This window comes from Apibacter sp. B3919 (assembly GCF_026537405.1).
Classification (GTDB): domain Bacteria; phylum Bacteroidota; class Bacteroidia; order Flavobacteriales; family Weeksellaceae; genus Apibacter.
In genome coordinates this window covers 151,879-173,520 of the sequence record NZ_JAFNMG010000003.1, presented here as the reverse complement: position 1 = coordinate 173,520, position 21,642 = coordinate 151,879, and the positions used below count along the sequence as shown (strand labels likewise).

The window sequence follows — 21,642 nt, the reverse complement described above, 5'->3', positions numbered from 1 at the left end:
TAAATAACGGTTTTCAACGTTTATACGATAGTTTATTTATACAAAAAAATACTATTTGTTGAAAGGGAAAATTCTAAAAAAAATTACTTTAAGCATCCTCATTTGGGCTTTTCATTTTAATATAAATCTTCATGCGCAAGCATTTAGAAAGTATTCAAATGAATTTCTAAATATAGGAGCAGATGCTCGTGCATTTGGGATGGGTAATTCAGTGATAGCTAGTGTATCGGACGTAAATGCAGGATATTGGAATCCGGCAGGGTTGACGGAAGTCAGAGATGCTTGGCAAGGAGCTTTGATGCATGCAGAATATTTTCAATCCATCGCCAAATATGAATATGCAGCTGCAGCAATTCCTTTAAACAGTGGAACGGAAGGAACGATTGGTTTTTCGCTCTACCGATTTGCGGTTGATGATATTATGAATACTACTCAATTGATCGATAATCAAGGGAATATAGATTACAATAAAATAAGTCGATTTTCAACGGCAGATTATGCTTTTATGGCCTCCTATGCCGGTAATTTATTCAATGACCCTAATCTTTCAATAGGAGCAAATGCAAAAATAGTATATAGGCATATCGGTAAATTTGCCAATGCATTCGGTTTTGGATTAGACGCGGGATTGCAATATCGAACCCAAGATCAATTTTATTTTGGAATTATGGCCAGAGATATAACAACCACTTTTAATGCATGGTCCGTAAATGAAAAAAAATTAAATAAATTAGAATTAGACGGAGAAACACTTAATGAAGCGCCTAAAGATAAAATAGAGTTAACCATGCCTAAATTAAAATTAGGCGCAGCCAAAAAATTCGATTTAAATGATAAATTCGGGCTGTTGGCTGAGTTAGATTTAAATTTTGAATTTGATAAAAATAATGATTGGCTTTCATCAGAAGCGCTGAGTATGTCACCATCTTTAGGGATAGAATTAGATTATGATCATGTGGTTTTTTTACGAGCGGGATTAAATAATATGCAATATGAAACCCGTTTTGACGATTCAAGAAAATTAACAATTCAGCCCAATGCAGGTATAGGGTTTCGGTATAAAGGAGTAACAGTAGATTATGCACTTACTAATATCGGAAATTCTTCAGTTGCATTATATTCTAATATATTTTCAGTAAAAATCGATATGGCAGAGTTTATTAAATAATTTTATAAAATATAAAACTGTAATTATCTTATACATAGAGAGTATAATTTTATTATTTAGAAAATAAGTATTACATTTGTAAAGTTTTTGGGATTTAAAAGATTATTAAAAGCCTATCTACAAGGGCTTTTTTTTGTACTTTATTCTTAGAAAAAATAGTATAGTAAATTATTGTTAAGATTTAGTTGTTTATTAGAGGGTGTTATTATGGCATTGGAAGAGAAAGTAAATGTATTATTAGAAGAATTTCTTCAAACTAGAGCAGATTTGTTTTTAATATCTTGTAAAGTTTCTCAAACTAATAAAATTGAAGTTACCATAGACGGAGACGAAGGAGTTTCTGTGCAAGATTGTTTAGATTGCAGTAGAGCAATTGAAAATAACTTAGACAGAGAAGAAGAAGATTTTGAATTGTCAGTTTATTCTTACGGTATAACCAATCCTTTATTATATCCTAGACAGTATGTGAAAAATAAGGGAAGGGATCTACAGATTATTACTATAGAAAATAGAGAGCTAAATGGAACTATAGTTGATGCAGACGAAGAAAAAGTAGTTCTTACATGGAAGGAAAGAAGGGCTAAAGAAGTAGGTAAAGGAAAAGTAACTATAGAAGTCAAAGAAGAAATATTTTACAGCAATATAAAAAGAGCAACAATTAATATAAAATTTTAATTTAAATTAGAACGGACCGATGGATAGTATAGAGTTAATAGAATCATTTGCAGATTTTAAAGACGAGAAAAATATAGATAGAATTACTTTAATGGCAATCGTTGAAGAATCAATGAAAACCGTTTTAAGAAAGAGATATGGTTCAGATGATCATTTTGATGTTATTGTTAACCCTGATAAAGGGGACTTGGAGATATATTTAAATAGAAAAATCGTTGAAGATGAAATGTCTGAAGATGATTTGTTAGAAATAGAAATCAGTGAAGTTAGAAAAATTGATCCAAGTTTTGAAGTAGGAGAAGAATATACCCAAAAGATTGAATTAAACGAATTAGGAAGAAGAAATATTCTTGCATTCAAACAAGTATTGAACACAAAAATAGCCGAATACGATAACTCTAATTTATATGAAAAATTCAAATCAATAGAAGGAGAAATTGTAAGCGGTGAAGTCCATTATATTCGTCATAAGCAGGTTATCTTAATGGATGAAGATCAAAATGACATGATACTTCCCAAAGAAAATCAAATACCATCCGATTTCTTCAGAAAAGGAGAAACCGTAAAAGCCGTGGTAGAAGAAGTAGGCTTTAAAGGAGGAAAACCATTAATTATCCTTTCAAGAACTTCACCTAAATTTTTGGAAAAACTGTTTGAATTTGAGATTCCTGAAATATATGATGGATTAATAACCATTAAGAAAACAGTTCGTATACCGGGAGAAAAAGCCAAAGTAGCAGTAGAATCTTATGATGACAGAATAGATCCGGTAGGAGCATGTGTCGGTATGAAAGGATCTAGAATCCATTCAATTGTAAGAGAATTAAGAAATGAAAATATAGATGTAATCAGTTATACCAACAATCAGCAATTATTTATCCAAAGAGCTTTAAGTCCCGCAAAAGTATCTTCTATGGAATTAGACGAAGAAAACAAACATGCAGTAGTTTTCTTAAGACCGGAAGAAGTATCTAAAGCGATAGGTAAAGGTGGACAAAATATTAAATTGGCTAGTTGGTTAACAGGATATGAGATTGATGTCCGAAGAGATGAGCCGGAAGAAGAAGATATTGAATTGACAGAATTTTCCGATGAAATAGAAAGCTGGGTTATTGAAGAATTGAAAAAAGTAGGATTAGATACAGCACGATCTGTATTAGAAAAAGATGTAAATGATTTATTAGAACTTACGGATTTAGAAGAAGAAACCATTATAGATGTGATCCGTATTTTAAAAGAAGAATTTGAAGAATAATGTAAATTTCTTTCAATAAATTATCATATTTGTAAAAAAAATAGAATAACAACAAAGTATAATATGTCGGGTATTCGATTAAGTAAAGTATTAAAAGACCTTAATATCTCTCTTGACAGAGCAGTAGAATATTTACATTCTCAAAATGTCGGGATTGAGAAAAACCCTAACGTAAAGTTAGATCAAAAAGCGTATCAGCTCTTAGTTACTGAATTCTCAGAAGATAAAATGAAAAAAGATGCGTCTTTAGATGTGGTCATAAACAAAATTCCGGAAAGAAGAAAGGAAGAGAAGGTGGAGCAACCGGAAATATTTAAGGTTAAAGCCGATGAAATAGCTGCACCTAAAACAATAGGTAAAATAGACCTAGATGCTCATAGAAAGACTAAAAAAGATTTTAGAAAAGAGAAAGAAAAAGAAGAAGAAAAAGTAACTTCCTCTCAAAATGTTGAGCAAAAAGAAGCTAAACCTGTAGAAGAAAAAAAATCGGGTATTAAAATAGTTGGAAAAATATCTCCTGAAGACCTGCAAAGAGCTAAGGAACCTACACATCCGGTTAAAAAACAGAAAGAGAAAAATGCAGAAGAGCAACCGAAACAGGAAATCAAAGAAGAAAAAAAATCAGAAAAACCACAGGTCGTTTCTTCTCCACCGGTAGTTGAGGAGAATGAAAAAAAATCACAAGACGACGAACCTGAAAAGTTAGAAACCCAATACCAAAAGTTGGACGGACCTAAAATTACAGGTCAAAAGATTGATTTAACACAATTTCAAAAACCTAAAAAAGTCAATAAAGAAAATTCAAATTCTGAGAAAAAGAAAAGAAAAAGAATTGTTAAAGACTCTAAAGTTGATGTAAATGCGGTTGCTAAATCAATAAACAACAACGGAGATAAAAAGGGCGGATCAGGTCAAGGACAAAATAAAAACTTTAAAAAAGGCGGAGGAAACAGACGTCCAAATTCAGGCGGAGGAAACAGAAATGTTCGTCCTGCAGAATTAACGGATGAACAAGTAAAAAATCAAATAAAAGAAACCTTAGAAAAATTAACCTCCAAAGGAGGAAAATCTAAAAGTTCAAAATTCAGAAGAGATAAAAGAATTCAAAGAAGAGAGCAAGAAGCTGAATTACACGAACAAGAAAGAAAAGATAACACCCTAAAAGTAACTGAGTTTATCACTGTTAACGAGTTGGCGAGTCTAATGAATGTTGCAGCAACTGAAATTATTTCTGCATGTTTTTCTTTAGGTGTTATGGTAACCATGAATCAACGGTTAGATGCTGATACCATGGTATTGGTAGCCGATGAGTTTGGTTATAAAATTGAATTTACCGATTCTGAAGTAGATGATTCTGCTATTGAAGAAGAACAAGATAAAGAAGAAGATTTGGTTACCAGAGCTCCAATCGTTACAGTGATGGGACATGTGGACCACGGAAAAACTTCTTTGCTGGATTATATAAGAAATACCAATGTAATTGCCGGTGAATCCGGAGGGATTACACAACATATAGGGGCTTATAATGTTAAGCTTTCCAATGGGCAAAAAATCACATTTTTAGATACACCCGGACACGAAGCCTTTACCGCCATGCGTGCAAGGGGTGCTCAAGTAACCGATTTAGCAATTATAGTAGTTGCAGCAGATGATAATGTGATGCCTCAAACTAAAGAAGCAATCAGTCATGCTCAAGCAGCGGGAGTTCCTATGATATTTGCAATTAATAAAATTGATAAGCCTAATTCCAACCCTGATAAAATCAAGGAAGAATTATCGCAAATGAACTTATTAGTTGAAGATTGGGGAGGTAATATTCAATCCCAAGAAATTTCCGCTAAGTTTGGAACCAATGTTGATATTCTGCTTGAAAAAGTATTATTAGAAGCTGAAATATTGGAATTAAAAGCCAACCCTAACCGATTATCTAATGGAGTGGTTATTGAAGCAGCCTTAGATAAAGGAAGAGGTTATGTATCAACCATATTAGTACAAAATGGGACTTTACGAGTTGGAGACTACATTTTGGCGGGAAAAAATCACGGGAAAGTTAGAGCCATGATGGATGAAAGAGGAAAACCAATGAAAGAAGCCGGTCCATCAGTTCCCGTTACGGTTTTAGGTTTAGATGGAGCACCAACTGCAGGGGATAAATTTAGGGTATTTGAGGATGAGAAAGAAGCAAAACAAATAGCTAACAAACGAGAGCAATTAATCAGAGAACAATCCATAAGAACTCAAAAACATATCACCTTAGATGAAATTGGAAGAAGAATTGCCTTAGGTGATTTTAAAGAATTAAACATTATCCTAAAAGGAGATGTAGATGGTTCAGTAGAAGCACTAACAGATTCTTTACAAAAATTATCTAATGATCAGATTCAAATCAATATCATCCATAAAGGAGTTGGACAGATTACAGAGTCTGATATCTTATTAGCAGCAGCTTCAGATGCCATATTAATTGGATTTAACATTCGTCCAAACCAAAGTGCCAGAGAATTAGCAGAAAGAGAAGAAATCGAAATTAGAACTTATTCCATTATCTATGACGTAATTAACGATGTTAAAGAAGCTATGGAAGGTATGCTTTCTCCTGAAATCAGAGAACAAATTATTGGAAATGTTGAAATCAGAGAAACCTTTAAAATTTCCAAAGTGGGTACTATTGCCGGATGTATGGTTTTAGATGGAACTATTAACAGAAACTCTAAAATACGTATCATTAGAGAAGGCATAGTAGTATATACTGGTGAGCTTGAAAGCTTAAAAAGATTTAAAGATGATGTAAAAGAAGTAAGCAAAGGATACGAATGTGGATTGAATATTAAGAATTATAATGATATTCAGATAGGTGATTTATTGGAAGTATACGAAGAAGTAGAAGTTAAGAAAAAATTGAAGATTTAAATTTAAAATTATACATAACTAATATAAAAGCTGTATGAAAATTTCATACAGCTTTTTTTATTTCCCAACCATCTTATATTATAGTGTTCTTTCAAAGAATTAAGTATAATTTTTTCATTATTTAATATATATGTAATAATTTAACTATATTTATAACAAATAGCTATTATTTTAAGATAATTTAATATTATTTTTGGATATATTAAAAAAATGTTAGAATTTTGTTGTTTAACTAAGTATATATTATTGTATGAGGAAAGAACTTAAAATTTTAAGTGTGCTAGGATTGTGCTTATCCGGACAATTTGCTTTTGGGCAAATTAAAGGAAATGTACAAGAGGCTGATGGTGAACCTGCCATAGGAGCAAAGGTCGAAATTAAGGGAACGAATACTTTTACAAGAACCGATGATGACGGTAATTTTGAATTATCAGCAGGAAAAGTTGGGGATGTTTTAGTAATTACGAATTTAGAAGAAGAATCTGAAGAAGTAATAGCAAAAGATGATTTAGCATTTAAATTTTCTAAAAAAATCGAGAAAAAAGACGAAAAGGAAATTGAAGAAGTAGTTGTTTTAGGATTCGGTAGAATAAGAGATGCTAAAGATGTGGTAGGAACAGCATCTGTGGTAAAAGGATCAGACATATCAAATGCCCCGATTGCATCATTTGATAAAGCCTTAGCCGGGAGAGTTTCAGGTTTATCAGTAAACTCCTCTACAGGTCAGCCGGGTGGACTTGCACAAATAAGATTGAGAGGAGTTACCTCTGTGAACGGAAATAACAATCCGATTTACATCATTGACGGGGTAAGAATTTCTTCAGGTAATTTAACCAATAATCGTAACAAATCCGAAACAGACCCTTCAACGAATGTTTTAGCAACCATAAATCCCAATGATATAGAATCCTATACAGTCTTAAAAGATGCAGCAGCTACCTCTTTATATGGCGCTGATGCAGGAGCGGGGGTTATTGTGATAACTACCAAAAAAGGAAAAAACGGAAAAGCTAAATTTTCAGTTGACTTGGAAAGAGGTTTTGGAAAAAAAGCGGTAAAAGGCCCTAAATCAATCACTCCGGGAACATGGAACAGAGTTTTAACAGAAGCGGTTAAAAATAAAAGAAATTTAACAGAACAAGAAGCCATCGATTATATAAACAATGAATTGGCTCCAAAAGAAACCACTTTGCCGTTATGGGATGGTAAAACTGAGGTTCCTGATTGGACTAAACTTGTGGAAAGAGATTATACCTCTCAAAACAGCCTAAATATTGGAGTAACCGGGGGTTCAGATAAATTAAAATATGCTTCGTCTCTTAATTATTTCTCACAAGAAGGTACTGTAAGAAGTACAGACTTTGATAGAGTAAGTGGGAGATTAGCAACTGATTATAAAGCTACAGATCAATTAACCATCCGTACAGATATCAATGCGGCTTATACCAAACAAAATAGTGTTTTAAACGGAGGATATTTTTCAAATCCGTTATTAACTAAATACTTTATGCTGCCAACTGATCCTGCAAAAAATCCGGATGGAAGTTACAATTTAGGAGAAGGCGGAAGAATGTTTAACGGTATGTTTAATGCCGCGTATTTATTGGAAAATAACTACATAACCACTAAAACAGCCAGAGTTTTTGCTAATATACAAGGTGAGTACAAGATTATTAATAATTTAAGGTATGTGATAAATTTTGCACCGGAGTATATAAACATGGAAAGAGATAAATATGATAATCCAATTCATGGAGATGGAGCAAATACAAATGGAAGAATGATTAATGAAAGAGTGCGATATTTTAACTGGAATGTTCAGAATATTTTAAATTACTTTTTCACAGTAGGAGAAAACCATCACTTTGATACACGAATTATACAAGAAGCTTATAAAAAAGACTATAAATACTTAAGCACTTCAAATACTACATTAGGAAGACTGGGGTTATATTCTACAGATAATTTTGTTAAAAATGAAGAAACCACCGGAAATGGCTATATCGCTACAAGAAATGCATATGCAGCGAATGTAAGTTACGATTACAGCAAAAAGTATTTTCTGGACGGAACGATAAGAAGAGAAGCATTAAATAACTTTGGTTCAGGTAATAAATGGGGGACATTCTGGTCTGTAGGAGCGGCTTATGATATTTCCAATGAAAGATTTTTAATCGGATCATCCATTGATTTATTAAAAATCAAAGCATCATATGGAGAATTAGGAAATCAATTACTATATGACGATTTAAATTCATTTGCACAATATGGATATGATTTAAATTATAATGATGCTGCGGGAGGATATATCTATCAATTAGGATATAAAGATTTTACTTGGGAAAAAATCAGACAGTTTGATGCAGGTTTCGAAACTGAATTTTTTAATCACAGATTGAATTTTTCAGCTTCATACTTTCACAAAAAGACAAAAGATTTAATATTCCCTAAAGGTATATCATTAACCACAGGTTTCTCTACCGTATTAGTTAATGCCGGAGATATGGTAAACAAAGGAATTGAATTAGATTTAGGAGGAACAATAATCAAATCAGATACTCCTGACGGGTTCAACTGGTATCTATCCGGTAATTTCACTTACGTAAAAAATGAAGTAACAAATCTTCCGTTAGGTGAATCTATTACAGGGGTAAATATTGTTAGAAAAGGAGAAGCCGTAAAAAGTTGGTATATGAGGAAATGGGCGGGAGTTAACCCTACTACAGGAGAAGGACAATGGTATGTAAATGGAAAAGGAGGAGAAGTTACTACCGATTATAATAAAGCTGAAAGAGCCGTTCAAGGAACTACACTTCCAAAATACATGGCAGGGCTTTCAACAGATCTATCTTATAAAAGAATATCTTTATCTGCAACCTTCAGTGGTAATTTCGGACATAAAATATATGATGGATGGAGAAATTACACTACCAGTGACGGACAATATATACATATATATGGAGGATATGAAGAACAAGGCGATTTCTGGACGCCGGATAATCCTCATGCTTCAAATCCAAAACCAATACTTACCAATTCTTCAAAATCCAACTATTCATCAACCAGATTTTTATATGATGGCGATTTCATCAGATTAAGAGACTTAACCATCGGATATACTTTTTCAAAATCAGTATTAGATGATATAGGATTAACTAACCTTAAAATATATCTACGAGGAACCAATATTTGGACCTATTGTTTTGACAGTAAAGTAAGGCATCTGAAAATAGAACCTGAACAAAATGTCAATGGAGGAGGAAGTAACTTTGAACAACCTATATTAAAAACATTTACTGTTGGAGTTAATGTTGGATTTTAAAAATTAAGAAGATAACCATGAAAAAGATAATATTATTAGCAACTGTTTTATCATCATTAATTTCAACCGTATCATGCTCAGATGATTTTACAGACCCGCAATTGCAACAAACCGATGTAATAGATGAAACGCCCATTACTACTTTGGGTCAGCTGGAAACATTTATGAACGGAACTTATGCCTTAATGAGATCCCAATATTATTACGGATGTAATTATGTAGTTTTCGGAGAAGTTAGAGGAAGTGATGAAATGTTCTCAACAGGTTCTTCCGGAAGATATCAGACAGTTTCTCAATTTACCATGAATGCAACCGACAGTTATGCAAGTGATACATGGAAAAGAATCTATCGAGTAATATCCAATGCAAATATCGTCATAAACGCAACTATAACAGATGGAACTCCGGAAGAAAAAATTGACGAAATAAAATCACAAGCCTATGCAATCCGAGCTTGGGCATATTTCGATCTCATAAAATTGTTTGGACAAAAATATACACAAGACAAAAATTTAGGTGTTCCCTTAATTCTTGAAAATACAACCAATCCCGCTACATTCGCTGTATCAAGAGCAACCTTAGATGAATGCTATGCTCAAATCGAATCTGATTTTCAACAAGCCTATGAAAAATCAGTATATAACATTGATGTTAAACAAAAATTAACTAAAGGAGCGATAGCCGGATTAATGTCGAGATACTATTTATACAAAGAAGAGTATAACAATGTTTATAAATATGCCGGTGAAGTTACGGCTCAGTATGCACCTATCGACAAAGGTTTATATGTAACCAGTTGGAGAATAGAAGGACTTAACTCAATATTTGAATTAGCTTATGGCGTTGCAGGGGCAATTGGTACTTCAAGTGTAGGTTATATTTTTTCATCAGAAGGATATGCCAATACCCGATTAAATCCAAGTTTAGTTGCAGCATACGACCCTGAAGATATCAGAGCTAAAATCAAAAAAGATAGTAAAGACAAAACCGGAATGTTGCGTCAAAATTCTTCCAAAAATGCAACCTACATAGAAGGTAAATATCCGGTACTAACAGGAGAATCCAATCAAAAGTTAGTAAGATATGAAGAAATAGCCCTAAATCAGGCTGAAGCCATATTAATGGGAGGAGGAGGTTCTACTGCTGAAGCCTTAGAATTAGTAAACGGCATTAGAGCCCAAAGAGGAATTACTCCATTAACAACAATAACCTTGGATGATGTAAAAGAAGAGAGAAGAAAAGAATTAGTAGGAGAAGGATTCAGGGTTTGGGATTTGTTAAGATGGAATAAAACCTTAACAAGAATAGACTTAACAGGAGAACAAGATATTACTTTCCCAGTTGGAGACTTCAGATTAGCTTTTCCGATACCGCAATCCGAAATAGATAATAATGCCGGAATGAACAAAGATCAACAAAATAAAGGGTATTAATAGATTATATACACAAAAAACCACCTTATTTAAGGTGGTTTTTTTATAAATAGCTTTTTATTAAACACTAAAATAATTTTAAATACAGAACGTAAATAATGATATTCGGCATTATTTTAACAGATATTAAGAATAATATAACATATAGAGTAAACAGTCGGTTTTTTTGCCGTTTTTTTATTTTTATATTTGCATATTGTTTACGTACATGAGTAGAATTAGAATATATTTTATCTGTTTATTTTCAAGCATAGTTTCAATATTTTCTTTTGCTCAGGTATCAGAAGGGAAAACAAACGAAATGCCTGTTACAAACAGTAAGACTACCTCTTCTGATTCAATTAAAATTTATAACCCAACCATACAATCCTATAAATATTGGACGGAAGATCATGCGAAAAAAATCTTTGATACGGTTTTAACTATAGATAAATACTATAGCAATAAAATGTACAATCACAAAGATAGTTTTGGCGCCATGCCGTTTTCCAATATAGGACATACTTTTAATCCTTTATTATTTTCAACTAAAATTAACTCGGGAATAGATTTAATTCCTACGGGAAAATCTTTTAACCTAATAGAAGCTGATGAAGTAAGATATTTCGATGTTCAGACCCCAATGACCGAATTTCAATACAACAATGGATATAAACAAGGCCATTCATTATCAAGTTTATTTACACATAATATCAATTCAAGACTAAATTATTCCATACAATACAGAGGATTACGTTCAGAAGGAAAATATTTAGAACAATTAGCTTCCAATAATTCACTTTTATTCACACTTGCTTATCATACCAAAAATCAAAAATATAATTTGTGGACTCACTATATAACAGCTAATGTAGACGATGAAGAAAATGGAGGAATTCAATTTCCAAAAAATTTCGAAGATGGAGACAGCCGATTTAAAGATCGGGACCGAATGGAAGTAAACCTTACAGGGGCGCAATCAAAATATGGAAGAAGAAGATTTTATGTCGGTCAACAATTAGGAATTCTTAATTCGGGACATAACACCTATCCTTTATCTATAAAAAATATTTTTTCGGCAGAATCTTCCCACTTTACCTATGAAGAATTTAAAAATCTAAATACCTATTTTTCAGATAAACAAGGTATTTTTGATGTAGACAATTTGAAAAGTCATTACAACACCAAAAAACTTAGAAAGATTACCAATCAATCCATGGCAGTTTTTGATTGGAGCGATAAATTACATTTGGAAACAGGACTTAAATATGAACATTTAGAATTTAATTTTGACCGAATAGTAGATCCAAGTATTTCCTTTCCCAAAAATCTCAAAGACAATCGAGTGGGAATAGCCGGAAAACTTGCATTTAACTGGAAGAAAGAAATTGTTTTAAAATCACAAGGAGAGGCAATGACGGGAGATGAATTTAAAAATTCGTATTACTTAGACAATCATTTAATAATCAGCCCTTTAAAAGATTATTATTTAGAAGCTAATGTAGGAGTTAAATCTCAGATACCGTCATTAAACTTGCTGTATAATCAAAGTTTTTATAAATCCATGAATTATTTTATGGATGACCCTAAAAAAGAAAGAAGAGTTCAAGCGGGAGGAGAATTACATATAAAACCTTATAATACAAGAGTTTTTACACAATTTTATAATATAAAAAATTATACCTATTTAGACAGTGATTATCTTCCTAAACAAGCCGGTTCTTCGGTTGATATAGTACAAGTAGGTTTGAAAAACAGTTTTCAATATAAAAAATTCCATTTGGAAACTAATTTAGCATATCAAAATGTTACCAGTAATAAACAACTCTTACCCTTGCCGGATTTCATTGGTAGAGCAACCATTTATTACCAATCAAAAGCATTTAAAAATAATGCAGAATTCCAATTAGGATTAAATGCTTATTACTTTAATAAATTCCAATCCAGACTCTTTTTACCGGTAACCAACGAGTTTAGATTACAATCAAAAACAGAAAATTATAATATCGGAGAATATCCCGTATTAGATTTATTTCTGCATTTTAAAGTCAAAAGAATGTTGATTATACTGGAAGGACAACATTTCAACTCCAGTTTTAGTGGTTACAAATTCTACAGTTCACCACTCAATCCATATACAGATTTTCGTTTAAATATAGGAATACTCTGGTATATATTCACCTAAAAACAATAAATAAAAATCTTACAATTCCTTTTTTATAAGCGAAATTTTTCATAAATTAGAGTTTACTATTACGTATAAAAAATTAAATTATGAATACTCCTCTTTTTGAAATCGATTTAAAAGTACGAGATTATGAATGTGATGCACAAGGCATCGTAAACAATGCAAATTATCAACACTATTATGAAGTAGGCCGTCATGAATTTCTAGAACATAATGGGCTAGATTTCTATGATTTACACCAAAAAGGAATCGATTTAGTATTAATAAGCATTCATGTACGCTATATGAGTTCACTAAAAGGAGGAGAAAAATTTTTATGTACTATAGATTCATTGGAAAAAGAAGGAATCCGTTATATATTTAATCAAAAAATTATACGCAAGTCCGACAACAAAGTATGTTCTGAAGCAAAAGCAGAAGTAGTAAGTGTAGTCAATGGACGTGTAAGTATGCCGGCACTATTAGATGAATCATTTGCTAAATATCTTCAAAAATAAACAGAATAAACTCTCATAATTTGAGTATTTTACAAAAATTTAAAAGTAACGGAAAATTACTTTTAACCGGAGAATATACGGTACTGGATGGTGCCTTAAGTTTAGCCGTACCCACTCGATTAGGACAATCTCTTCAAATACACCAAACTCAAGAATTTTCTAATAAATTGGTATGGACTGCCTATAAAAGTGATGGAAAATTATGGTTTAAAACCGTTTTAGATATCAACAGCAATAAAATCGATGAAACGACGAATATAAATTTTTCAAAACAATTACTCCTTATTTTCCAAGAAGTACAAAAATTAGGAAGCACAAAATTTGAAAATAAAGTTGGATACGAATGTATAACTCGGCTGGACTTTCCCGAAAATTGGGGCTTGGGAACCAGCTCAACCTTAATAAATAATATAGCACAATGGACAAAAGTAAATTCCTATAAATTATTAGAAAAAACTTTTGGAGGAAGCGGTTATGATATAGCCTGTGCCGAAGCCCATACGCCTATTACCTATCAACTAAAAGAAAATGAAGTAAAGAAAATTGAAAAGGTAGAAATATCTTCGGCAATAACGGAAAATCTTTTATTTATTTATTTGAATCAAAAACAAAATTCAAGAGAAGGAATACAGCATTATAAACAAAAAACGAAGTCGGAAAATCTCATAGATGCCATTTCAAATATAACCCGAGAAATTATTGACCCAAAAATTACCTTTAATCAATTTAGGATTCTTATTTCAGAACATGAACAATTGATTTCAGAGTTTATCAATATAGATACAGTAAAAAAAGTTTTATTCAGTGATTATCCGGGGTTTGTTAAGAGTCTGGGGGCTTGGGGAGGAGATTTTATTATGGCTGAAAAATTAGAATGTTCGGAAACCTATTTCAAAAACAAAGGATATGAAGTAATCAAAAATTACAAGGATCTTATACTATAGCATTTAAAATTTCAGTATTTCATGAAATTTACTTACACTTAATTGAAAGTAATGGAAAATTTATAGCTGAGAATTATTTGGGTGCTTAATGGTTTGATATATAATTGCTTAGGTTGGTAGTTGGTAAGGATATATAATTTAGAGTTTTGAAAAAATTGATACTTATATTTTTTATGAATATCTTTACATAACCAAAAGTTTAAACCCAAAGCGATGTTAAAAATAGGGGATAAGATTCCTGATTTTGAAGGACTTGACCAAGAAGGAAAAATAATTAAATATTCAGATTTTAAAGGAAAAAAACTTATCATATATTTTTATCCCAAAGCAAATACTCCGGGTTGTTCAGCTGAAGGATGTAATCTTAGAGATAATTATGCAACTCTTCAAAAAGAAGGCTATCAAATCATAGGAATAAGTAAAGATTCAGTAGATAAACAAAAATCATTTCATGATAAATATTCATTTCCTTTTCCGCTTATAGCAGACGTTGATAAAAAAATAATAGAATCATTTGGAGCATGGGGTAAGAAAAAATTTTTGGGAAAAGAATACGAAGGCATCTTACGATATACCTATATAGTTGATGAAAATGGAATAATTAAAAATATTATTACCAAAGTAAAAACAAAGAATCATGCAGAACAAATCCTTAAAACTATCAATCTGTAAGATAAACTTTAGTTAACTTAGATATTCGTAAACGACGAATATTTTAAAGGATTTAAAAACAATTGAAAAATTTAATATATATAAAGTAAAACAAATAATGGCAGAAAAAGAAAGCAAAGACGCAAACAATTCAGAAGCAAAGAAGAAGGCGTTGAATCTAATTTTAGACAAATTAGACAAGACCTATGGTAAAGGATCAGTCATGCGAATGGGAGATAAGCCTGTTGAAGAAGTAGACACCATTCCTACCGGATCTTTCGGTTTGGATTTGGCTTTAGGGGTCGGAGGCTATCCACGAGGAAGAATTATTGAAATATTTGGTCCGGAATCATCGGGTAAAACAACACTTACGTTACACGCAATAGCAGAAGCTCAGAAAAAAGGAGGAATAGCGGCATTCATTGATGCAGAACACGCATTCGATCCAACCTATGCTCAACGACTGGGCATCAATTTGGACGATCTGATTATTTCTCAGCCGGACGATGGAGAACAAGCATTGGAAATCGCCGATAATCTGATTCGATCTGGTGCTATTGACATTGTAGTTATCGATTCAGTAGCTGCATTAACTCCTCGAGCAGAAATAGAAGGAGAAATGGGAGATTCTAAAATGGGTCTTCATGCACGACTAATGTCTCAGGCTCTTAGAAAACTAACCGCTACCATTAGTAAAACTAAATGTACCGTAATATTTATCAATCAGCTTAGAGAAAAAATAGGAGTAATGTTTGGAAACCCGGAAACAACTACCGGAGGAAATGCATTAAAATTCTATGCTTCAGTACGAATTGATATACGTAAATCAGGCTCACCGATCAAGGATGGTGATAATGCAATAGGAAGCAGAGTGAAAGTAAAAGTAGTTAAGAATAAAGTAGCCCCACCGTTCCGTCAAACAGAATTCGATATTATGTACGGAGAAGGAATTTCCAAAGTTGGAGAAGTCTTGGATTTAGGAGTTGAAATGGGAATTGTCGGAAAATCCGGATCCTGGTTCAGCTATCAAGATACGAAGCTTGGACAAGGAAGAGATTCTGTTAAGCAGTTATTAAAAGATAATCCGGAACTATTAGAGGAAATTGAAACCCGCATTAAAGAAAAATTGGCGGAACAATAATAATATGTAAAATAGTTATTAATTATAACACTCATAAAAAAACGATGAATTTCTTGAAATTCATCGTTTTATTTTTTTATAAGAAATAAATATTTTTAAAAATTAGAAACTTAATATCCGAAACCACTTTATAAATCTTACCAAAACGGATAATAGAATTTCTTAATTAAATAAAAATACATACAATACGTGTAAATTTAATTTAAACCGATAATTCAGTTATTAATTCCGATTAAAAGATTTTTAATCTTAAATCCATTCATTAATATGCTCTCCGGTTCCCATTTTAATACTCTTAGCAGAAATAGTAAAAGTTTCCGTAAGAGGAGATTTACCGTAAGAATCAAAATTTTCTTTATATTTCACAACATATCCATCAAAAAAATATAATTCTTTTAAAGTAGAATTGTTGTCTCTTTTAATGAATACTATTTTACCATCTTTTCTTTCAAAGCTATTTGTCATCCACTCAAAAATATCAGTTTCACCGGTAGATTCAATTGAAACTTCAATCCTTCCTCCTCTGGTTTGAGAAGACGGGCGACCGGTCGGATCTGTTTCTTGAGCTAAAGAGTAATTAATATTCAAAACATTATATGATTTCCCTTCTACTTCTAATTTCGCTTTAAATGACATAGTGATTGTTTTACGATTATCTTAATAAAATTGTGTTAATTGAATTTATAACGCAAATATAGTACATGAAAGTTGTCTTATTTTTAAATTAATGTTAAATTAATTGTAAAATATAAAAATATTAATATATCTTATTTTCAGTTAAAAACTCCGATGGATATTAATTTTTCAAAAATCAATTGATAATATCGAATCTTCCTATGCGTTTTAAGGTATAAAATACTAGATAATTTATGTTTATAATTTATTAATAACAAATTATAATGCAATTTATGCAATAATTTATATTTATAATTATTACTTTTATAACTTAAAAAATTCTGAGTAAAAATTATGTTGAAAAGTGAATACTGTAAAAAAGGATTATATGATCCGGAATTTGAGCATGACGCGTGTGGAGTAGGTATGATAGTCCACACCAAAGGTGTCAGATCCCATTCAATTGTTGAAAACGGACTTCAAGTTTTAGAAAATATGACCCACAGAGGAGCTGAAAGCGCCGATAATAAAACCGGAGATGGAGCCGGAATTATGGTGCAAATACCTCATGAATTTGTTCTTCTTCAAGGAATAGCAGTTCCGGAAAAGGGCAGATATGGGAGCGGGTTGTTATTTTTCCCTAAAGAAAAAGAAGAAGAAAAAAAGGCATTTGAATTACTGTCCGAATTAATCAAAAAAGAAGGATTAAGTTTTTTAACCTTGAGGGATGTACCTGTTAATAGTGATATACTTGGAGAAATATCAATGGCAAATGAGCCGATTATAAAGCAGATATTCATAAAAGGAGAAGAATATTCACAAGAAGTATTAGAATTAAAACTGTATTTACTTAGAAAAAAATTTGAAAAAGCACTATTAGAATCAGATATAAAAAATAAGCGCGGGTGCTACATAGTAAGTTTGTCAACCAAAACCATAGTTTATAAAGGAATGTTGACATCTTTACAACTAAGACATTATTTTCCTGATTTATTACATCCTAATTTTACCAGCGCCATTGCTTTGGTTCACTCAAGATTCAGTACCAATACTTTTCCAACCTGGGACTTAGCTCAGCCTTTTCGTTTAGTCGGGCATAACGGAGAAATCAACACCATTAAAGGAAACAGGTTATGGATGGAAGCACGTGAAAGCGTTTTAAAATCAGAAAAAATAGGAAATATAGAAGATATATGGCCGATAGTGCAGCAGGGAATGAGCGACAGTTCATCTTTTGATAATGTATTAGAATTTTTAGTAATGTCGGGCAAGTCCTTACCCCATGCATTGGCCATGATGGTTCCGGAATCATGGAATGATAAAAATCTGATCTCATCCGAACTGAAAGCCTTCTATGAATACCACAGCATTCTTATGGAACCGTGGGACGGACCGGCGACCATTTTATTCAGTGACGGGCGATATGCCGGGGGATTGTTGGATAGAAATGGATTACGTCCCGCACGATATCTCATTACCCATCATGATATGATGGTAGTAGCTTCTGAAACAGGTGTAGTTACCTTTGATCCCTCAGAAATCAGGGAAAAAGGAAGATTAAAACCGGGAAAAATGGTATTAATTGATACTGTAAATGGTACTGTTCAGTATGATAAAGAATTAAAAGAAGAATTAGCAAATGCTTATCCGTATAAACAATGGTTAGATAAAAATAGAATTTCTTTAGATGATATATCTTCGGGAAGAAGCGTAAAATATGAAGTTCCGAATTTGGATGTCATGTTATCAGCATATGGATATTATCGTGAAGATATAGAGAAACTATTAATTCCGATGGCTATAGACGGTAAAGAACCGGTGGGCTCTATGGGAAACGATACCCCTTTGGCCATATTATCCAAAGAACCCAATCGTTTATTTTCCTATTTCAGGCAACATTTTGCGCAGGTAACCAATCCACCCATTGATCCTATAAGAGAAGAATTAGTAATGTCCCTAGCCGGATATATAGGTTCTTTACATAAAAATATATTAGAGCCCATGCCCGAACATTGTAAAATGGTTGGACTGGCCTATCCCATTATAACCAATAAAGAATTGGATCTGCTTGAAAATTTAGACTATAAGGGATTTAAATCGACAGTGATTCCTATAACCTTTACGTATCAACCGGATGAACATGCTTACGGGTTGAAAAAAGGTATTGAAGAACTTTGTAAAACTGCGGAAGAAGCAGTGGACAAAGGAAGCAATTATATTATTTTAAGTGATAGAAAAGCTGACCTGGACCATATAGCAATTCCCTCATTATTAGCAGTTTCTTCTGTCCATCATTATTTGATTAAAAAGAGAAAACGTATGCAAATTGATTTGGTGGTAGAATCAGCAGAACCGAGAGAGGTTATGCATTTTGCCTTATTATTTGGATACGGAGCCAATGCGGTAAATCCATACCTGTCATTTGCCATGTTAAATGATTTGGTTGAAAAAGGAGAAATACAAATGGTATTTTCAACAGCGGAAAGAAATTACATGAAATCCATACATAAAGGATTATTGAAAGTTCTTTCAAAAATGGGAATATCAACCCTTAAAAGTTATATAGGAGCTCAAGTATTTGAGGCGATTGGAATAAGTTCAAAAGTATTGTCCGATTATTTTGGTCACACCATTTCAAAAATAGAAGGTATAGACTTAGAAGACATAGCATACGATACCATCCAATCGTTTAAAGAAGCATTCGAAGGGGTACATGATTCAACCATATACGACAATTTAGGAATGTATGCATGGAGAAAAGGAAGAGAGGCCCATGCTTGGAATCCGGAAACCATAGCAAAACTTCAGATTGCTACACGAACCGGAGATTACAATAAATTTAAAGAATTTACACAAGAAGTAGACAACAAAGAGGATAAAATATTTATAAGAGATTTTATCGATTATACTTCCCAACCCATTGATATAGATTTAGTCGAGCCTGCATCAGAAATTATGAAACGTTTTGTTACAGGAGCTATGTCGTTCGGATCAATCAGTAAAGAAGCACATGAAGCCATAGCGGTTGCTATGAATACGATCGGGGGAAAAAGTAATACAGGAGAAGGAGGAGAACTAAAAGAACGTTTTTCAACTAATGCTAGATCAGCGATCAAACAAGTGGCTTCAGGAAGATTTGGAGTTACAACGGAATATTTAGTAAATGCAGATGAAATTCAAATTAAAGTAGCTCAAGGAGCAAAGCCGGGAGAAGGAGGACAATTGCCCGGATTTAAAGTTGATACGATTATAGCCAAAACAAGACATTCCATACCCGGTATCTCATTGATTTCACCGCCACCTCATCACGATATATATTCTATTGAAGATTTGGCACAATTAATCTATGATTTAAAAAATGTAAATCCGAAAGCTATAATTAGCGTAAAATTGGTATCGGAAAGTGGTGTAGGAACTATAGCTGCCGGAGTGGCAAAAGCAAAGGCAGATTTAATTTTAATCAGCGGATGCGACGGAGGAACGGGTGCCAGTCCATTAAGCTCTATTAAACATGCCGGATTACCACTGGAAATCGGTTTAGCTGAAACCCAACAAACATTGGTGTTAAATAATCTTAGAGGTAACATTCGCCTTCAAACAGACGGACAATTAAAAACAGGCAGGGATATTGTCATAGCCGCAATGCTGGGAGCCGAAGAATTTGGTTTTGCAACCAGTGCTTTGATTATTTTGGGTTGCGTTATGATGAGAAAATGTCATTTAAATACTTGTCCGGTAGGAGTAGCAACCCAAAATGAGCAATTAAGGGGGAAATTTAGCGGCAAAAGTGATTATCTTATAAATTTCTTTACCTTCTTAGCAGAGGAGGTTCGAGAACATTTAGCCTCACTGGGATTTACCAAATTAGACGATATTGTGGGAAGAACAGATCTGTTAAAGTCCAAATCCTCTCTTCAAAATCCAAAATTTGAAAAATTAGATTTAAGCAGAATATTATATTATCCCGAAAAAAATAAAAATTCTTTAAAACACAATAAACTTCAAGATCATAAAATAGATAAAGTTTTAGATAGAGAATTAATAAACACTTGTCGCAATGCCATAGATCAAACCATGCCCGTATCATTGAAACGTACGATTCAAAATACGGATAGAGCAGTGGGAGCAATGCTGTCAGGAGAAGTTGCAAAAAAATACGGTAACGACGGATTACCGGATAATACCATTCATTGCACATTTAAGGGATCCGCAGGTCAAAGCTTCGGAGCTTTTTTATCCAAAGGAATCACTTTTACATTAAAAGGGGATGCAAATGACTATTTGGGAAAAGGATTGTCAGGCGGTAAGATTATTTTGTTGCCTCCCGATTCATCTAACTTTATGCCTGAAAACAACATTATAGCGGGAAATACACTTTTATATGGTGCGACCTCAGGCGAAGTATATATTAACGGTCAGGTAGGAGAGCGTTTTTGTGTAAGAAACAGTGGAGCTCTTGCAGTAGTTGAAGGCGCAGGAGATCATTGTTGTGAATATATGACCGGAGGAAGAACGGTAGTGCTGGGTAAAACAGGAAGAAATTTTGCAGCCGGTATGAGTGGCGGTATCGCTTATGTATATAATCCGGATGGCGATTTCGATTACTATTGCAATATGGAAATGGTTGAACTTTCCTTAATTGAAGACATTAGCGATATACGTGAATTAAATGATCTTATTAGCAATCATTACAAACACACTTCAAGCCCACTAGCTAAAAGGTTATTGGATAATTGGATAAACGAAGTAAATTCTTTTATTAAAGTTACTCCAATAGAATATAAAAGAGTTTTGCAAGAAGAAAAAATTCGCGCAATAAATGAGAAAATTTCAAAACTAGAATACGATTATTAAGATATTATAA

At 32.8% G+C, this 21,642-nt stretch carries 13 protein-coding genes; 12 read left to right on the top strand and 1 reads right to left on the bottom strand.

Annotation, left to right across the window (positions count from 1 at the left end):
• The first annotated feature begins 58 nt into the window (after positions 1-58).
• The 11 genes from J3U20_RS06785 to recA all read left to right on the top strand — a co-directional run bounded on the left by J3U20_RS06785 (position 59) and on the right by recA (position 16,163).
• On the top strand, positions 59-1,168 hold the full coding sequence (locus J3U20_RS06785; RefSeq protein WP_185150300.1) for a PorV/PorQ family protein: 1,110 nt from the start codon (positions 59-61) through the stop codon (positions 1,166-1,168).
• Positions 1,169-1,375: 207 nt separating this feature from the next.
• Positions 1,376-1,843: a ribosome assembly cofactor RimP gene (gene rimP, locus J3U20_RS06780; protein ID WP_160542514.1), complete on the top strand. Its 468-nt coding sequence runs from the start codon at positions 1,376-1,378 to the stop codon at positions 1,841-1,843.
• 19 nt (positions 1,844-1,862) lie between these two features.
• Entirely contained in the window at positions 1,863-3,098 is a 1,236-nt protein-coding gene (gene nusA, locus J3U20_RS06775) for a transcription termination factor NusA (RefSeq protein ID WP_105296345.1), read from the top strand.
• Between the two features lie 63 nt (positions 3,099-3,161).
• Positions 3,162-6,008: a translation initiation factor IF-2 gene (gene infB / locus J3U20_RS06770; protein ID WP_160542513.1), complete on the top strand. Its 2,847-nt coding sequence runs from the start codon at positions 3,162-3,164 to the stop codon at positions 6,006-6,008.
• 250 nt (positions 6,009-6,258) lie between these two features.
• The gene (locus J3U20_RS06765) at positions 6,259-9,330 is read left to right on the top strand and encodes a SusC/RagA family TonB-linked outer membrane protein (protein ID WP_160542512.1); all 3,072 of its coding nucleotides are present in this window, start codon (positions 6,259-6,261) and stop codon (positions 9,328-9,330) included.
• Positions 9,331-9,347: 17 nt separating this feature from the next.
• On the top strand, positions 9,348-10,763 hold the full coding sequence (locus J3U20_RS06760) for a RagB/SusD family nutrient uptake outer membrane protein (protein ID WP_160542511.1): 1,416 nt from the start codon (positions 9,348-9,350) through the stop codon (positions 10,761-10,763).
• 208 nt (positions 10,764-10,971) lie between these two features.
• Positions 10,972-12,927, top strand: a complete 1,956-nt coding sequence (locus J3U20_RS06755) for a putative porin (RefSeq protein ID WP_160542510.1) — start codon at positions 10,972-10,974, stop codon at positions 12,925-12,927.
• Positions 12,928-13,016: 89 nt separating this feature from the next.
• Positions 13,017-13,427, top strand: coding sequence for an acyl-CoA thioesterase (locus J3U20_RS06750; protein ID WP_105296340.1), 411 nt, complete (start codon positions 13,017-13,019; stop codon positions 13,425-13,427).
• Between the two features lie 20 nt (positions 13,428-13,447).
• A complete protein-coding gene (locus tag J3U20_RS06745) occupies positions 13,448-14,371 on the top strand; it encodes a GYDIA family GHMP kinase (protein ID WP_160542509.1) in 924 nt (307 codons plus the stop codon).
• A 213-nt stretch (positions 14,372-14,584) separates the two neighbouring features.
• Positions 14,585-15,043 carry a thioredoxin-dependent thiol peroxidase gene (bcp, locus tag J3U20_RS06740; protein ID WP_160542508.1) on the top strand — a complete coding sequence of 153 codons (459 nt, stop codon included), beginning with the start codon at positions 14,585-14,587 and terminating at the stop codon, positions 15,041-15,043.
• 97 nt (positions 15,044-15,140) lie between these two features.
• Positions 15,141-16,163: a recombinase RecA gene (gene recA, locus J3U20_RS06735; RefSeq protein ID WP_160542507.1), complete on the top strand. Its 1,023-nt coding sequence runs from the start codon at positions 15,141-15,143 to the stop codon at positions 16,161-16,163.
• Between the two features lie 249 nt (positions 16,164-16,412).
• Here recA and tssD read toward each other — a convergent pair whose 3' ends face one another.
• Positions 16,413-16,799, bottom strand: coding sequence for a type VI secretion system tube protein TssD (gene tssD / locus J3U20_RS06730; RefSeq protein WP_105296336.1), 387 nt, complete (start codon positions 16,797-16,799; stop codon positions 16,413-16,415).
• A 333-nt stretch (positions 16,800-17,132) separates the two neighbouring features.
• Here tssD and gltB point away from each other — a divergent pair, with 333 nt between their 5' ends.
• Positions 17,133-21,632: a glutamate synthase large subunit gene (gltB, locus tag J3U20_RS06725; RefSeq protein ID WP_160542506.1), complete on the top strand. Its 4,500-nt coding sequence runs from the start codon at positions 17,133-17,135 to the stop codon at positions 21,630-21,632.
• Positions 21,633-21,642 lie beyond the last annotated feature (10 nt).

Bases quoted from the DNA above. Each gene is read 5' to 3' on its own strand.
- rimP (WP_160542514.1), top strand. From the start codon at position 1,376: ATGGCATTGGAAGAGAAAGTAAATGTATTATTAGAAGAATTTCTTCAA.
- nusA (WP_105296345.1), top strand. From the start codon at position 1,863: ATGGATAGTATAGAGTTAATAGAATCATTTGCAGATTTTAAAGACGAG.
- infB (WP_160542513.1), top strand. From the start codon at position 3,162: ATGTCGGGTATTCGATTAAGTAAAGTATTAAAAGACCTTAATATCTCT.
- J3U20_RS06765 (WP_160542512.1), top strand. From the start codon at position 6,259: ATGAGGAAAGAACTTAAAATTTTAAGTGTGCTAGGATTGTGCTTATCC.
- J3U20_RS06760 (WP_160542511.1), top strand. From the start codon at position 9,348: ATGAAAAAGATAATATTATTAGCAACTGTTTTATCATCATTAATTTCA.
- J3U20_RS06755 (WP_160542510.1), top strand. From the start codon at position 10,972: ATGAGTAGAATTAGAATATATTTTATCTGTTTATTTTCAAGCATAGTT.
- J3U20_RS06750 (WP_105296340.1), top strand. From the start codon at position 13,017: ATGAATACTCCTCTTTTTGAAATCGATTTAAAAGTACGAGATTATGAA.
- bcp (WP_160542508.1), top strand. From the start codon at position 14,585: ATGTTAAAAATAGGGGATAAGATTCCTGATTTTGAAGGACTTGACCAA.
- recA (WP_160542507.1), top strand. From the start codon at position 15,141: ATGGCAGAAAAAGAAAGCAAAGACGCAAACAATTCAGAAGCAAAGAAG.
- tssD (WP_105296336.1), bottom strand. From the start codon at position 16,799: ATGTCATTTAAAGCGAAATTAGAAGTAGAAGGGAAATCATATAATGTT.
- gltB (WP_160542506.1), top strand. From the start codon at position 17,133: ATGTTGAAAAGTGAATACTGTAAAAAAGGATTATATGATCCGGAATTT.